16 protein-coding genes are annotated in these 14,871 nt (G+C 33.1%); 6 read left to right on the forward strand and 10 right to left on the reverse strand.

The features are described from left to right. Positions 1-171: 171 nt before the first annotated feature. The 6 genes from ESZ47_RS02525 to ESZ47_RS02550 form a co-directional block, all read right to left on the reverse strand. Positions 172-1,023 carry a hypothetical protein gene (locus ESZ47_RS02525; protein ID WP_148604444.1) on the reverse strand — a complete coding sequence of 284 codons (852 nt, stop codon included), beginning with the start codon at positions 1,021-1,023 and terminating at the stop codon, positions 172-174. 13 nt (positions 1,024-1,036) lie between these two features. Continuing rightward, positions 1,037-2,071, reverse strand: coding sequence for an ABC transporter permease (locus ESZ47_RS02530; RefSeq protein ID WP_148604446.1), 1,035 nt, complete (start codon positions 2,069-2,071; stop codon positions 1,037-1,039). A gap of 96 nt (positions 2,072-2,167) precedes the next feature. Continuing rightward, positions 2,168-2,743, reverse strand: coding sequence for a TetR/AcrR family transcriptional regulator (locus tag ESZ47_RS02535; RefSeq protein WP_148604448.1), 576 nt, complete (start codon positions 2,741-2,743; stop codon positions 2,168-2,170). A gap of 282 nt (positions 2,744-3,025) precedes the next feature. Beyond that, a complete protein-coding gene (locus tag ESZ47_RS02540) occupies positions 3,026-3,406 on the reverse strand; it encodes a DUF2178 domain-containing protein (RefSeq protein ID WP_244307547.1) in 381 nt (126 codons plus the stop codon). Next, complete coding sequence (locus ESZ47_RS02545; protein ID WP_148604450.1) at positions 3,393-3,608, reverse strand: helix-turn-helix transcriptional regulator; 216 nt, start codon at positions 3,606-3,608, stop codon at positions 3,393-3,395. The genes ESZ47_RS02540 and ESZ47_RS02545 overlap by 14 nt, the downstream gene beginning before the upstream one ends. Positions 3,609-3,764: 156 nt before the next feature. Continuing rightward, the gene (locus tag ESZ47_RS02550) at positions 3,765-4,589 is read right to left on the reverse strand and encodes an alpha/beta fold hydrolase (protein ID WP_148604452.1); all 825 of its coding nucleotides are present in this window, start codon (positions 4,587-4,589) and stop codon (positions 3,765-3,767) included. A gap of 320 nt (positions 4,590-4,909) precedes the next feature. Between ESZ47_RS02550 and ESZ47_RS02555 the strand changes: the two genes are divergently transcribed. Continuing rightward, positions 4,910-5,872: a D-2-hydroxyacid dehydrogenase gene (locus ESZ47_RS02555; RefSeq protein WP_148604453.1), complete on the forward strand. Its 963-nt coding sequence runs from the start codon at positions 4,910-4,912 to the stop codon at positions 5,870-5,872. A gap of 78 nt (positions 5,873-5,950) precedes the next feature. Here the strand turns inward: ESZ47_RS02555 and ESZ47_RS02560 are convergent, their stop codons facing one another. The 4 genes from ESZ47_RS02560 to ESZ47_RS02575 form a co-directional block, all read right to left on the reverse strand. Beyond that, positions 5,951-6,889, reverse strand: a complete 939-nt coding sequence (locus ESZ47_RS02560) for an NADP-dependent oxidoreductase (RefSeq protein ID WP_148604455.1) — start codon at positions 6,887-6,889, stop codon at positions 5,951-5,953. A gap of 457 nt (positions 6,890-7,346) precedes the next feature. Continuing rightward, positions 7,347-7,697, reverse strand: coding sequence for a hypothetical protein (locus tag ESZ47_RS02565; RefSeq protein WP_148604457.1), 351 nt, complete (start codon positions 7,695-7,697; stop codon positions 7,347-7,349). A gap of 1 nt (position 7,698) precedes the next feature. Continuing rightward, a complete protein-coding gene (locus ESZ47_RS02570) occupies positions 7,699-8,073 on the reverse strand; it encodes a helix-turn-helix domain-containing protein (RefSeq protein WP_148604459.1) in 375 nt (124 codons plus the stop codon). Positions 8,074-8,276: 203 nt separating this feature from the next. After that, on the reverse strand, positions 8,277-8,894 hold the full coding sequence (locus tag ESZ47_RS02575; protein ID WP_148604461.1) for a YczE/YyaS/YitT family protein: 618 nt from the start codon (positions 8,892-8,894) through the stop codon (positions 8,277-8,279). 478 nt (positions 8,895-9,372) lie between these two features. Here ESZ47_RS02575 and ESZ47_RS02580 point away from each other — a divergent pair, with 478 nt between their 5' ends. From ESZ47_RS02580 to ESZ47_RS02600, 5 genes are all read left to right on the forward strand, one after another. Continuing rightward, the gene (locus ESZ47_RS02580) at positions 9,373-10,011 is read left to right on the forward strand and encodes an NAD(P)H-binding protein (RefSeq protein ID WP_148604462.1); all 639 of its coding nucleotides are present in this window, start codon (positions 9,373-9,375) and stop codon (positions 10,009-10,011) included. Between the two features lie 344 nt (positions 10,012-10,355). Then, positions 10,356-12,086: a glycoside hydrolase family 13 protein gene (locus tag ESZ47_RS02585; protein WP_148604464.1), complete on the forward strand. Its 1,731-nt coding sequence runs from the start codon at positions 10,356-10,358 to the stop codon at positions 12,084-12,086. Between the two features lie 4 nt (positions 12,087-12,090). Beyond that, positions 12,091-13,494 carry a glycoside-pentoside-hexuronide (GPH):cation symporter gene (locus tag ESZ47_RS02590; RefSeq protein WP_148604466.1) on the forward strand — a complete coding sequence of 468 codons (1,404 nt, stop codon included), beginning with the start codon at positions 12,091-12,093 and terminating at the stop codon, positions 13,492-13,494. Between the two features lie 19 nt (positions 13,495-13,513). Next, positions 13,514-13,756: a hypothetical protein gene (locus ESZ47_RS02595; protein ID WP_148604468.1), complete on the forward strand. Its 243-nt coding sequence runs from the start codon at positions 13,514-13,516 to the stop codon at positions 13,754-13,756. Positions 13,757-13,819: 63 nt separating this feature from the next. Further along, on the forward strand, positions 13,820-14,794 hold the full coding sequence (locus tag ESZ47_RS02600) for a LacI family DNA-binding transcriptional regulator (RefSeq protein ID WP_148605712.1): 975 nt from the start codon (positions 13,820-13,822) through the stop codon (positions 14,792-14,794). The last annotated feature ends 77 nt before the right edge of the window (positions 14,795-14,871 follow it).

Below are 14,871 nucleotides of genomic sequence, written 5' to 3' on the forward strand. Positions count from 1 at the left end.
TCTCTTTATTTGATAAGCTCGATTCACAACTAAATATCGCACCTTAGCTACTAATTCTTTGTAAAAAAAAGCACATCGCTATAATTTTACGCCTGTGCCTGTATAATTTTCTCTTGTAGTTGCTCAACATTGTTTAAAAATGTATGTGCTTTTTGGTTTAAATAATGTCAATTACTTTTCTTGTTTCTTTTCCATATGCTTAATAGCTGTTTCTAAAAATATTTTTTGTATTGCATTTGGGTGCTGCTGTGCAGCAATGTGAAGGCCATTATTAAATTCTACCATCAAATGCCATTTATGCCCCTCAACAATTTCCTTTGGTGCTGCCTTAGGTAAAAACACACCTAATTTAACTTTCATTCCGCTTTCTGTTCTAGTTAGCTGGTGCATCCCAATAAGCTTAGTATCAATATTTAACGATTTTAGAAATGTCTGTCCTGCCATGACTGAACTCACACCAGGATCTGGTTCAATCGGATAATCAATATTTTTGGCTGGACGCAAATCCAAATACGAAGGTTCCTTATACATACCAAATGTTTCGATGATAGTTTGTTCACCTTTTTTATTAGCATTAAAATAATAGTGTTCTGGGTGTATGGTTGAAGGTAAATATAAATTATTTTTTTTAGCAAGTAACTGATTAAACATCATAAATTGAGGTAATGATATGTTTTCTGTCTCAACTTCCACAATACCTACTTGAAATTCTTGTGGATCAGGTGATTCATCAGCAATATATCGCCACATGTCATTACTTTTTGCTATTTCTGGTTGGAATCGCTTTAAGGTTTCTTCTTTACCAATTTCTTCACGAGTTTGAGCTAAAGCCTCTTTAGCTTCTTCTAAGGACAAGTTTAGTAATGATTCCAAACCATACAATTGACCATCTAATTTAACCGGAATATTTTTTTGATTAAAAACATTAAATACATGATGATAACGTTCTAGTTCAACCGAACGAATTTCATCTTCTGTAATAATTTCCCCATCTACTTTAAAAGTAATATGATAGTTTTCCATTTTAATCCCTTTCCTATAGTTCAGATTTTTTACCGATTTTAAACAGCACTATACCAAGCAATATGTAAGCTATTAGTACTGTCAATGGTTGTGCAATAGCATTACCATCAAAGAAAGCGACGTTTCTAAGGAGTGTGCCAGTTGCCCCTGGTGGCAACAATTGACCAAATGCACCCCATCCAGCTGGCAACATTTCTGGTGCCGATGACAAGCCAGAAAGTGGATTACCTAATAGGATCAATAATACAGCTGCAATACCTAGTCCTGGGGTACCAATAATTTCTAATAAACCTAGAACAAAGAATCCCGTAGCTGCAATGCCCAACATTGCGCCTAATGAAGTTAAGAAATAATTGCCGTCAAATGTACCAATACCATATTGAATAACTCCGACTAATCCTAAACCACCAATGATGGCAAAACTAACTATAGCCCAGAATTTCTCTTTCTTTCCTTTAACCATGTTAGCGATAGCTACAGCACCAATCCAGCCGCCAAGTGCTATAGGTAAAGCCCCAGCAGCTAATCCTGTTCCTTTAGAATCAGCTTTTGGAAAGGCTTTAACTTCTACAATTTTTGCTGTTTTTACATTCAACTGAGCAGCTTTTTGATTTAATGCCTTAATAGTATTAACATCATTAGTTTGAGCAATTAACTGATTAATTTGTTTTGTTCCAACTATTTTTTGTTGAGCAACTACATTATTACCTAATTGTGTCAATGTTTGTGCAACCGCAGCTGAAGCAGCCGTTGCTTCGAATACAGTTAAATTACCTGAAACATCAACAGATATCGCACCATATATTTTACGTTGATTGATATTTTTCTTAACTTGCTTAGCTGAATTATACTCACTAACTTTAAAGCCCTTTTGTTTTAAAGGTTTAGCCAGTTTTTCATAAGCTTCATCACTAGTCGTAATAATACCAATAGGTACTTGATTAATTCCTGAGTTTACTGCTGGAAGTGAAAAAGCAGTCATCATAATCGCTAAAATGGCTGTTAAACCGATTGTTAGCGTCAAAATAAATTTCCATGTAGATTTCATATTGTTTATTTCTCCCTTTGTTTTTGCTGATAAACAAATAATAACAAAGGCTTTACATTAAAAAAACCAACAATAATCAATAACTGTTGGATAAATTTATCTAATTAAACTTTTAAATATATCTGGTAATATTTTACTGATTATCTTTGAAAATTCTTCTGGGGTCTCCATAAAATTCCGTTTAATCCAACTTTGAATTAAATTAATCATCACACTCTCTATCATCGAAAAAACATATACTTCAGGAATGACTATATTTTCTATTAAATCAGTTTGAATGAGCAATTTTTCGGAAAAATTAGAAAATCGATTAAAAAACAATCCATCAGATTTTTCACTGAAATATAGTTTAAAAAATTCTTTGTTAACATAGACACGGTTAATAATCGTTTCAATTCTTTCATCAACAATGCTCTTGTTATCAAGGTTATATACATTTATCTCAGGTAAATTATCAGTCAACTTAACTATTAAGTCTATCTGTAATTGTTTCATTAAATCCTCTTTATCCAGAAAGTGGTCATAAAAAGTAGAACGATTTATTTGAGTTTTGGAAATCAGTTTACTAATTGTAATTTTATGATATCCAATAGTTTGAAGTAATTTTATAAATTCTTTCCTTATTTTTTCATCGGTTTGTTTATAGCGTAAATCGTTTTTATTAATTGTCATGAATTAATTATACCAATTTCAAACTCAATTTATAAAATAGGCGACAGCTTTGGCACCGTGTTATATTCTTTATTAAATAATATAACTGAATCCGTACCTTGTGAGGCAATTCTCATTGGCATTACATGCATTTTATTATTGTTTTTAACTGTTCTAACTTTAACCATATTTTTTGTGTCATGATGTATTCTTTCGTCAATATTGACTATAGATCAAAAACCTATCGCTTCAGCAATAGGCTTATAGTAATGCTTACCGTTAAAAATCCCCATAAGTTTTTAGTTAATTATTTTTATGGTAGTAAGAAAAAGCCAACAGGTTAACCATTTTTATAATTAAGTAAGCAGTCAAAGTTAAAACTAAAGCAACGAATGAGACATGCATAATACTAAAACTGAGTAAAAGAAAACCAAACACTACCTCAAGTATATTAAAGGCAAATGCTTTAGCTTGAAGATCAATTTGATAATTTCTCTCATCACGGTCAATAATTGTTTTCTTTGTCAAAGGAATAACAATCATAGAAATACCAAGTGCTATCAAAATACCATATCTAAAATTAGTTGGAACTACTTTTAGCAATACGAATATAATCGCTAGCAATACTAAAATAAAAATACCGATTTCCTTATAATTAATTGTATTTTCTTTATTTTTCATCATTATCGTCTTCCTCCGTATAAATAAAAACATCCTCAACGCTCTTTCCAAAATATCTGGCAATCTTCATTGCTAACAAAATAGAAGGATTGTAACGCCCATTTTCTAGTGAACTAATTGTTTGTCTAGTCACTCCTAAATATTGGGCAAAATCTTGTTGGCTAACTTTGTGTTTTTTGCGCAATTTCTCTAAATTATTTAACAAAATAAGTCACCTTTCTTGATGTAAAGTTTACTTTCCATAAATTATAATACTTTATCTTTTATATGTAAAGCCAACTTTCCAAAATAAAAACGACATAACGAATTAGTTGTGTCGTTCTACCCAATGTATTATAAATAAACTCTAATATTACTAGCGTCAGTTCTTTAAATACTTAAGAATATAAGATAAGACTAAAGCTGGCTGGTCTTCTTGAACCAAATGGCCTGCATTTTTAATCGGAATCAAGCAAGAGTTGGTCATCAATTTATGAAGCTTTTCTCCTTGTTCTATTGGTATCCATCTATCGTCTCGTCCCCATAATAAAATTATTGGTTTTTCTATAATAGAGTACAGTGGTTCAATTTCATCTGTATATTTTTGACTTGATTGCGCTATTTGTTGATAAAAAGCTTTTTGCCCAACATTATTCAACCAAGGTTTCTTAATACCCTCTAAAGTATCTGAATTCATCTCATGAAAAGTAGCGCCATTCACGTACTTTTCTAACACAGCTTCATGGATATAATTTGGTAAACCGCTAAAAGCAGGTTCGTGCAAAGCAACATGAGAAAAAAATGGTGAACCCCATGGTGCAACAGCAACAGGGTCAATTAATAGTATTTGCTCGAAATCAATTTTATTAAGCAAAAATGTTCTTAGTACAGTTGCACCACCAAAATCATGTCCTACAATTTTAGGATTACTAAGATTCCAATAATTAATTAAAGCAGATAAAATCTCATTTTGAACACCCAACGATACATCAGCTACATTTTTTTCCGATTCACCATAGCCCAGTAAATCATAATAATAGACTGTAAACCACTCACTTAAAGCAGGTATTATTTTACGCCAATTAAAAGACGACCATGGTGTTCCATGTACTAATATCAACGGTTCCCCAGAACCTACCACATTATACTTAATATAGCCAAAATTACTTTTAAAAACCTTATTCGGCTTCTCGTATTCGATTGTCATGCATGTTCCTTATTAAAAATTATTCAAACCAATTAATAGCATATTAACATTCTAACCGATGAGCTATTCGTGGTACAACCCGTAATAATAATTCTATATCAATTATTATTTACATAACTAACTACTATTATGTATGCAAACTGACGCTACATCAAATTTTATAAGCAAATCTTGAACCCTAAATACTAATTATTTACGTTGTTTTCAATTGACATATTAACTCTCAATTGAAAACTTTGTCTATCTTTAATAGATCCATGCAAATGATGATTTGCTCGATAAGATTCATGATATGATTATCAAAAATGAGGTAATATCTTATGGTAAAAATTGTTCTTTTAGATGGTTATGATCTTAATAATGATTTGAATTGGGAAACACTACGTTCACTTGGTGATTGTGTATTTTATGACCGTACAAAAACATCCGATGATAACGAAATAATAAGCCGAATTGACAATGCAGCAATTGTTATCACTCATAAGACACCAATTAATAAGTATGTCATTAGTCAATCACCTAATTTAAAATATATTGGTATAATGGGCACAGGTTATGACGTTGTTGACATAGATAGTACTCGAAAGAAGAATATTGTGGTAACGAACATTCCAACCTATGCTAGTGATGCAGTGGCCCAATTTACTTTTTCTCTTTTACTAGAGGTCACAGGTCAAGTTGGACTACATAATCAATTAGTTCATCAAAATAGATGGTCACAAGGTCCAGATTTTACTTTTTGGGAGAAACCTCTATTTGAGCTAAAAGGTAAAACGCTAGGTATTATAGGATTTGGCCACATCGCTCAAAAAGTAGCAAAATTAGCTCATGCCTTTGAAATGAATGTCGTGTTTTATAATCATCTTCCAAAGGAAGTACAGGAAAATTGGCTTAAACAAGTCTCTTTAGACGAACTATTGAAAATTTCTGACGTTGTTAGTTTGCACATCATTCAAACTCCTCAAACACTTAATTTAATAAATAAAACAACACTCGCTAAAATGAAACGAAATGCTATTTTACTAAATACGTCAAGGGGAAAATTGATTAACGAAAACGATGTGGCAGAGGCACTGAACAATCACAAATTATACGCTTTAGCTACCGATGTGGTTAGCAAAGAACCCATACGAGAAACTAATCCTTTACTTAAGGCTATCAATTGTTATATCACACCCCACATTGCTTGGGCACCATTAGAAACACGCGAAAGGCTACTGTCAGTCACTGTTTCAAACATAAGAGCATATCTATCCGGTAGTATAGTAAATCAAATTAATTAACAAAAATTAATGTGCCCAAGTATTCTGAAAGATTTCTTTTGATACAGTTATTTTACCGTGAATCACCAAAATCCTTTTCTAATCTTTAATTTTAACAATTACTTTTCCTCGCGAATGATGTGTTTCACTACGCTCATGAGCTGAACGAATCCCCTTTGTTGTGAATGGATAAACACTATCAATCACAATTTTTAATTGATTAGATGAAATTGCGTCTGCTAAAATTGCTAAATCTTGACCATTAGGTTTTAGCCAACCTGTCATGACATGTTTATCAGTGATTTGCTTTTGTGCATCAGTTAATGTGCTGGAAATTGTGACAAAGTGTCCGCCAGATTTAAGCACATCAATACCATGTTCAATATCGCCCACAGTGTCTAAAACTGCATCATAGTTAGACAATATTTTTTGAATAGGTGTTTTATGATAATCTATCACTAGGTCAGCGCCCAATGATTTAACAAGCTCATGGTTATTGGGGCTAGCAGTAGTTGCAACAAAGGCACCCATCTTTTTAGCTAGTTGAATCGCATATATGCCAACACCACCCGCACCAGCTTGAATGAGTATTTTTTGTCCTGCCACTAAATTTAGTTGTCTCAACATCTGTAAGGCGGTTAATCCGGCTAAGGGAACTGCAGCCGCTTCTTCAAAGCTAATATTCTCCGGTTTTAGTGCTAATTTATCTGCTTTAACTGCCGTATATTCAGCATAAGCCCCGTTGATACCTTTAACATCAATATCAGGACGGGCAAACACCTCATCTCCTACTTTAAAATCAATAACTTGATCACCTGTAGCAACGATTTTACCAGCTAAATCCCAACCCAATACCACTGGAAATTGCCATGGGAACATTGATTGTAACAAACCTTGACGAGCCTTATAATCAATCGGATTAATACTCGTTGATTTGTTTTCAACCAATACTTCATCAGCTTTGATGGCAGGTTTATCTATATCAGTCACTTCAAGCTCATTGACGTCACCGTATTTTTTAATAATAGCAGCTTTCATATTGTTTTCTCCTAAGCTAAGCAGTTGATGTAATGTGGTTCCTGACAATGTGAACCCTTTCAATAGGTACTTACAATGTAGATTTTCAAATTACTTCTATGATTATAAATTCCTTCTTGGTTATTATATCGTGTGCGATATAATATATCAAGGAGTACTAATAATATGAGTTTAATAGTCATCTGAATTATCTAATGAAAATTGTAAAATGACGGATTTCCATTTTTAATTTTTTATTTGCGAGGCTTGAATCAGATTATAATTGAATTTAATAAAAAGACCTAGATCATCACGATTTCTAGTTCTTTTTTGTGTTTTATTTGGTAAAATCAGTAACTATTTTATTTTATTAATCATATACCACAGCTAGCATTCAGATTTTATAGATAATAATTATTAATATTTTCCTTAATTTTTTTAAACTATACCTCCTTTATATTGTTAGACAGAACAATGATTATTTTATCTTATTGTTAATTTCGTCAACAATAGTTTCTGGATTGTCAGCCCCTATGATAAGACGAGTATATTCGTTGTGACGTAGTTGTATAACAATAGGTTTGCTATCTTTTTTGATGTTAAAAAAACTTTTTTCGCCATCTTTATGGTAGTTTCCTGCCCAGTAACTGGGCAAGGAAGTTCCTTGAGTTCTCAATCCTTTATTTTCATTCAGAATACCAAAATCTATTGAAGCCCCTACAACATTAGTAATAGGAATTTCAATCTTCGATTTAAAGGAGGCTATTTTATCTAGTCCCTGAGGAATGATAATTAATTTTTCATTGCTTATTTCAACTTTATTTTCCATCTTATTGACCTCGCTTCATTATTCCGCTATTTTGTAACAACATTAACCCCAATTGTTTGGCAATCTCTTCATGCTGATTTTCTAAATACCACTCCTGAACTATATTAAATACTTTTTCATTACGAGCTGTTACTTCTAACATGGCTACTATAAGTAAGCCCCATTTTAAATCATTTTCTTCTTTCCTTAGACATAGTTCCAAAGCAGCGACAAACATTCCAAGTTTACTTCCAAAGGTTCCATACAAGCTTCCTCTCAGAAGGCCAGTATGTTCAACAATGTCATCTAGTGACGAGCCATTGTATCCTCGTTTTACAAATAATTGTGCAATTTTGATGAGCACTTCATCGGTGTCAAAACTTTTATTCTTTCCCATAAGAAGAGTATATATTTATTTGACCAAATAGTCAAATAAGTACTTCAAATTTAAAAATACAAAAGTCACAACAGCAATAGTTGTGACTTTTGTATTATACTAATTTTTATGGTTGATTAATCATAAAGCCTTTATATTAAACCTACGCAATTATATTTTACAATTAATGACAATATCTATGCGCAACTTTTATAACTACCGTTTTAATTTTTAAACAATTGACGCCAACATTGTACAATAAAGCCAGTTAGCGTAGCAATTAAAAATGTGCCCAAACCAAGTGGTCCGCCAAATATAATAGCAATTATGAAAAATATCAAATCCTGAACTGATCGAGTCAAACGGTAACTAGCCCATTGTTTTTTATTAAATAATGGTGCAACCGCATCATATGGAGAAACCCCAAGATGCACACTTGTGTAAATACCAATGCCTAATGAAAATAAGAGCATTCCTACAACAAATAAAAATATATTTTCAAAATAAGAAAAATTTTCAAACAATCGTGCCGTTATCGGTTCCAATTTGGGTGTAAAATAAGCAATGATATACCCTGGTAACGACATATTAATTAGCGTACCAACACCAAACTGCGTTCGATCAAATAACAGTATGCTAAGAAATAACAATGCGTTAAACGTGAGTTGATAATTTCCCAAATTCCAATGAAATGTATTTGATATACCAACATCAGCTGCTGTCGCTGGATCAATACCTATATGAGCCAAACGGAATAAAACAATGCCAAAAGCAATGATAATTGTGCCTATAATAGACAGACAAAGACGAAAAGAAAATGATCTTGCCTTCTCATTGAACATATTCTTTTCCTCAACTTATTATTTATAAGTAAATAGTAAGTTGAGAAGATTAAATTGTCAACTATTTTATTTTTAATATCTTAAGTAGTGAACTTGCTAAAGTAATTAATAGCTGTTTTACTGAGAACTTGTCACTTGAAAGTTATGAACAATCATTAGATCTCTGAAAATATGTGTACAGCTACACTTAGTAATGTTTTTTCACTTATCAGGTGGTCAATAACCACAATAATGAGTATTATTATTAATTTTAGTCTGTTGTCACTATCATTAAAACAATCCTCGCCCACCTAATTTGTACTGGCGTTGATGCGATAGTGCTATTCTAGTAAGAATTCAGTTAACTAGCAATCATTAACCCTTAAAAATTTTAGCTTGATATGCTAGGCAGGCTACATTATTTGAAACTCTATTCAATTATGTTAAACTTACTTTGAATACGTGCTTATTGTAATGAAAAAGTTATAGGAGAAACATTATGAAAATATTTGTTGTTGGGGCCACTGGTCGTGTGGGGCAAGAATTGATTAGGAATTTAGTTGATCAAAATCATCAAATTGTTGCAGGTGCTAGATCCCCAGAGAAAATTATCAGTAATAACAATGTCACTCCTATAAGAATTAATTTACATGATGATGTCGAAATTTTATCACAAATAATCAAAGATGTTGATGTGATTTATTTCGTAGCTGGATCACGCAATAAAGATTTGCTACAAACAGATGCGTTTGGTGCGGTTAAAATTATGCAAGTTGCCAAAATTAATCGCATTTCACGTTTTATCATGCTGAGTTCAGCCTTTTCCTTAGAACCAAACAAGTGGAATAATCCAGCAATGGCAAGCTTGTTAAATTACAACATTGCCAAGTTCTTCGCAGATAATTACCTAGTTAATCAGACCGAATTAAACTATACAATCCTGCAGGCCACTGCCCTAGTCGAAATCCCCGGCACACATAAAATTAGCCTTAATGACGAGGCTAACACTACAAATTCTATTCAAAATGTTGGTGCAACACTTGCAGAACTTCTTAACTACAATCAAACTATAAATCAAATCATCAAAATGAGTGATGGTGATACGCCAATATCTGATGCTTTTAAACATATAACATAACAAACCTATTACCTGTATTTCTTTCCAGATAGCTTACTTAATTGTTTCTACTTTTTTTGAAACTAACAATGTGTGTATAATATTTTGAATAACAAGCGACAATCTTCAAAAACAGTTTTTATCTTACAGCAACGGTAAATTGAATCAGTCTATTTTTTCAGGTCTCTGTTACGTTACGACCTCAAAGGTAAAACTTAAAGATTATTTCAAATAAATGTAAGCGCTTGCATTTAAAAACGCAGTGTCTTATAATCTACTTTAATTGGAACGTTCCATTATTTGCTATAATTTTTTAAATCTATAGAGACGATGAAGTTAAACATTCCCGAAAGGAGAAAATCTAGATGCAAAAAGAAAAATGGTGGCAAAAAGCAGTTGTTTATCAAATTTATCCGAAAAGCTTTCAAGATAGCGATAATGATGGTATCGGTGACCTTCGTGGCATTATTAATCGTTTAAAGTACATCAAAAAATTAGGTGTCGACGTGATTTGGCTCAATCCTATTTACAAAACACCTGATATTGATGGTGGTTATGATATTTCTGATTACCAAGATATTAATCCAATTCTGGGTACAATGTCTGACTTTGATGAACTCTTAAAAAAATCTCATGCCCTAGGCTTAAAAATCATCATGGATTTAGTCGTTAATCATAGTTCTTCTGAACATGAATGGTTTCAAAAAAGCATCGCAACTAAAAATCCTGCTAACAAATATCGTGATTACTATATTTGGCGCGACCCAGTCCATGGCCACGAACCTAATAATTGGGGATCATTCTTCTCTGGTCCAGCCTGGACTCTCGATGAACCCTCCGGTCAATATTATTTACATCTATTTGCTAAAGAACAGCCAGACTTAAATTGGGATAATCCTGATGTAAGAAACTCTGTTTTTGACATGATGAATTGGTGGGCAATTAAAGGAATTGATGGTTTTAGAATGGATGTGATTTCTCTCATATCAAAACCGGATGGTTTACCTGATGCACCTGTGGAGGAAAACGATTTGTATGGTAATCCCGGTAAAATAGTATCCAATGGTCCTCGTGTACACAAATACTTACAAGAGATGAATCACAAAGTTTTGTCCCAGCACAGCTGGATGACAGTCGGTGAAACTACAGGGATGACGGCGGATGAGGCTAAAAAATATGCTAATATTGATGGTTCAGAACTAGATATGCTATTCCAATTTGAACATGTTGGCTATGATGGTAATGCCAACGCCTCTTTGGGTCAATTTTCTGGTTATAAACCACGTTTAAAAGATATTAAAGATAGTATCGTCAAATGGGAAAAAGCCTTTGATGGTACCGGTTGGGCTAGTCTTTATTGGAGTAATCACGATCAACCACGAACAGTATCATGGTTTGGAGACAACTCTCCACAATATCTTAACTTATCAGCAAAAATGCTCGCTGCTCTGCTTCACTTTCTACAAGGAACACCTTATATTTATCAAGGCGAAGAATTGGGCATGACCAATAATGAAAATTTCAAGACGATTTCTCAATATCGAGATGTTGAGTCCTTAAATTTATACTATCAAACTGTTCAACAGAAAAAACTATCTAGCTCAAAAGATATGTTGGATTACTTACGTATTCATTCTCGTGACAATGCACGAACACCCATGCAATGGGATACGAGTGAGAACGCTGGATTTAGCAAACATGAACCTTGGCTAGAAGTTAATCCAAATTATTATCAACTCAATGCCAAGGAGGCCCTTGATAATCCTAATTCAATTTTTTATTTCTATCAAAAGCTCATTTCTCTGCGTCATAAATTGCCAGTAATCACGGATGGCAAATTTAAACTTGTTAAAAACAATGAAAATGACAATCAAATTTTTGCTTACACCAGAACAAATCTTGATGAAACATTATTAATTATTGCTAATTTCACTGCTAACACGCTTGAGAGACATTACTCGGTGCCAAAAAACAGCAAGCTATTAATTCAAAATTATCACGACGATCAATCAACTAAAATTAGACCGTATGAGGTTAAAGTTTATCAATATGCAACTAATTCTGTATCTGAAAAAATGAGCAATAAAGAAGGTTAAAAATATGGCAAGTAATGCAATTGTTACAAAAAATAGCGGTAAATTACCTTGGAATGAAAGACTGAGCTACGGTATTAGTGATTTTGCTTGCAGTTTTAGTTTTAATTTAGTCGGTACCTATTTAATGTACTTCTACACTGACGTTTTTGGTATAACAGCCAGTGCTGTTGGTACTTTAATGTTAGTCGCTCGTGTTATTGATGCAATTGACGGTCCTATCTGGGGTATTTTAATTGATCACACTCATACAAAATGGGGTAAAAGTAGACCATTCTTTCTTTGGTTTAATGCACCTTTTACTTTTTTCTCCATTTTATGTTTCACGACGCCAGATTTACCAATGGCTTGGAAAATTGTATGGGCATATATCACTTATATTGGCGTGGACGTTTTATATTCGGCAATTAATATTCCACTGACATCTATTTTACCAAGTATGACTACTGATCCTGACGAACGTGTATTGCTTTCAACAATTCGCTCTTTATTTTCCAATTTCGGTGGTACACTAATTTCGGTTATTGCCCTACCCTTGGTAACATTGATCGGTGGAAAAAATGAAAGTAAAGGATTTTTTTGGGTGGCTGTATTAGGAGCCTCAGTGTTCTTTGTACTATACCTCGTTGCATTTTTTAATTTACGAGAACACGTTCAAACACGTTCTTCACAGAAGCCTTTGCCTGTTAAACAATCAGTCAAAGCACTTAAAAATAATTGGCCTTGGCTTATTGTTGTTATGGAAATTTTCATTTATTGGATTGGAATGAGTGCCAAAGGCCAAGTCACGATGTACTTCTTTAAATACAATCTGAACGCACCTGGATTAATTCCCTTGGCATTATTTTTCAATGCTGCTGGTATCGTGTCTGTTTTTCTGACACCATTTGTCGTTGGTAAGCTAGGGAAAAAGAATACCATGCTCGCTGGGCTGATGATTGGTATTTTGGGACAAGCTATCTTAGGATTAGGTGCGCACCTTCTCAACATTCCAATTGTTATAATTGGAATTATTGTTGGTAATTTTGGTAATGGATTTGTTGGTGCTCTACCAGCTGTGTTGCTTTCTGATGCAGTTGATTACGGTGAATGGAAAAATGGTGTGCGTGCAGAAGGTATTGTTACGTCAGCTTCAAGTTTTACCGCGAAGTTCGGTATGGGCCTTGGTGGTGCTATTACTGGATGGTTGTTAGCATTAGGCAATTATGTACCAAACAAAACCCAAAAAACCTCATCACTTCTTAGTATAGAATTTAATTATGTTTGGATCCCGCTTATTGCTTTATTTATCGGATTTATTCTCGTTCTTTTCTATAATCTGACGGCAGACAAAGAAAAGCAGATGAATCTTGATTTAGCTGTGAAACATCGACGTGAAGAACAAGAGGACTTAGCACTGAGTAACGAATGAGAAAGTTGAGGAACAACAGATGGCAGATAAATATTTACAAATTGATCCTAATGAATTTGCTATGCAAATCATTTCAACTGTTTCAACAGATGAAAAACATTCTAATATGGATTTGATTAAAAGGAACTTGACCTTATACCTTGAAGCTTACTATTTGATTAATGATTTTAATCATCTTGAGGTTACTAATTTAGAAAAAATGAAACAACAGCAAATTTCTGATTTATTTGATAAAATGTTATCAGGAAGGTTTAGTGTTTAAATATTTAAGCGCCTTTGGGTGCTTTTTTATTTCAAATAATGGTGGTTAAAGACAATGGTTAATATGAATGATGTTGCTAGTTTAGCAGGTGTTTCTAGAGGGTCAGTTTCTAATTATATTAACGGTCGCTCAAATAGACCAGAAATTAAGCTTAAAATTGAGAAAGCAATTAAAGAACTTCACTATATTCCTAATGCCACAGCTCGTGCTTTAAAAACTAGTCGTTCAAACTATGTTGTTTTCATTTTGCCAACTGTTAACACACCTTTTTTTTCAGAGTTGACGTACTACATCCAAAGACAACTTAACAATTTTGGTTACAAAATGATTCTATGTAATTCAAATAGCGATTATATAGAAGAAATTGAATATATCGAAATGGCTAATACTCAAAAAGTAGCTGGTGTAATTACGATGTCCTATTCAGATATTAGCAATCTTATTTCACCAACGATAGCACTTGTTTCGATTGAAAAAAATATTTCTAAGAATTTCCCAACAATAATTTCAGATAATTATACTGGTGCCAGGTTAGGTGCTGAACAACTTCACAAACGAGGCTTGAAAAAAATATTATTCGTCTCGAAATTGCCAATAAAAGACGTTTCCGAGACTCGTCAACAAGGTTTCATGGACTACTGCCAAGAAAACAACTTGCACTATGATATGATACTTGCCGAAGATAAAAAAGATTTTATCGAAGATTACGATAGATTTATAGCTCAACATCTTATTGGTGGAAAGTTTGAATTTGATGGTATATTTTCTGATACAGATGAATACGCTAGTGACTTTTGGCATCTCTTGATGAAACATAATGTTTCAGTGCCAAATGATGTACAAATTATTGGCTTTGATGCTGCGAAAATCTACCCAAGGCAACCTGTTTTTCTTTCTGCAATACGGCAACCAATTGAAGAAATCGCGATAATTTCAGTTTACAAATTATTAGATCAGATAGATGGCAATCCAATAGCAGAAAATGATTTAATAACTAGGCTACCAATGTCTTTCAAAGAAGGAATCACTACTCTATAAATATTTCTGAATATAATGTTGGTGTAAACAAGTAGGTCTTGAAATGAGTTCAGGTTGTGTTCAAAATTATTTTAATT

The sequence above is a fragment of the Leuconostoc litchii genome (genome assembly GCF_008107645.1).
Taxonomy (GTDB): Bacteria; Bacillota; Bacilli; order Lactobacillales; family Lactobacillaceae; genus Leuconostoc; species Leuconostoc litchii.

What these genes read in the sequence shown, in the direction of transcription:
- ESZ47_RS02525 (WP_148604444.1), bottom strand. Translation starts at nt 1,023, where the DNA reads ATGGAAAACTATCATATTACTTTTAAAGTAGATGGGGAAATTATTACA.
- ESZ47_RS02530 (WP_148604446.1), bottom strand. Translation starts at nt 2,071, where the DNA reads ATGAAATCTACATGGAAATTTATTTTGACGCTAACAATCGGTTTAACA.
- ESZ47_RS02535 (WP_148604448.1), bottom strand. Translation starts at nt 2,743, where the DNA reads ATGACAATTAATAAAAACGATTTACGCTATAAACAAACCGATGAAAAA.
- ESZ47_RS02540 (WP_244307547.1), bottom strand. Translation starts at nt 3,406, where the DNA reads ATGATGAAAAATAAAGAAAATACAATTAATTATAAGGAAATCGGTATT.
- ESZ47_RS02550 (WP_148604452.1), bottom strand. Translation starts at nt 4,589, where the DNA reads ATGACAATCGAATACGAGAAGCCGAATAAGGTTTTTAAAAGTAATTTT.
- ESZ47_RS02555 (WP_148604453.1), top strand. Translation starts at nt 4,910, where the DNA reads ATGGTAAAAATTGTTCTTTTAGATGGTTATGATCTTAATAATGATTTG.
- ESZ47_RS02560 (WP_148604455.1), bottom strand. Translation starts at nt 6,889, where the DNA reads ATGAAAGCTGCTATTATTAAAAAATACGGTGACGTCAATGAGCTTGAA.
- ESZ47_RS02565 (WP_148604457.1), bottom strand. Translation starts at nt 7,697, where the DNA reads ATGGAAAATAAAGTTGAAATAAGCAATGAAAAATTAATTATCATTCCT.
- ESZ47_RS02570 (WP_148604459.1), bottom strand. Translation starts at nt 8,073, where the DNA reads ATGGGAAAGAATAAAAGTTTTGACACCGATGAAGTGCTCATCAAAATT.
- ESZ47_RS02575 (WP_148604461.1), bottom strand. Translation starts at nt 8,894, where the DNA reads ATGTTCAATGAGAAGGCAAGATCATTTTCTTTTCGTCTTTGTCTGTCT.
- ESZ47_RS02580 (WP_148604462.1), top strand. Translation starts at nt 9,373, where the DNA reads ATGAAAATATTTGTTGTTGGGGCCACTGGTCGTGTGGGGCAAGAATTG.
- ESZ47_RS02585 (WP_148604464.1), top strand. Translation starts at nt 10,356, where the DNA reads ATGCAAAAAGAAAAATGGTGGCAAAAAGCAGTTGTTTATCAAATTTAT.
- ESZ47_RS02590 (WP_148604466.1), top strand. Translation starts at nt 12,091, where the DNA reads ATGGCAAGTAATGCAATTGTTACAAAAAATAGCGGTAAATTACCTTGG.
- ESZ47_RS02595 (WP_148604468.1), top strand. Translation starts at nt 13,514, where the DNA reads ATGGCAGATAAATATTTACAAATTGATCCTAATGAATTTGCTATGCAA.
- ESZ47_RS02600 (WP_148605712.1), top strand. Translation starts at nt 13,820, where the DNA reads ATGAATGATGTTGCTAGTTTAGCAGGTGTTTCTAGAGGGTCAGTTTCT.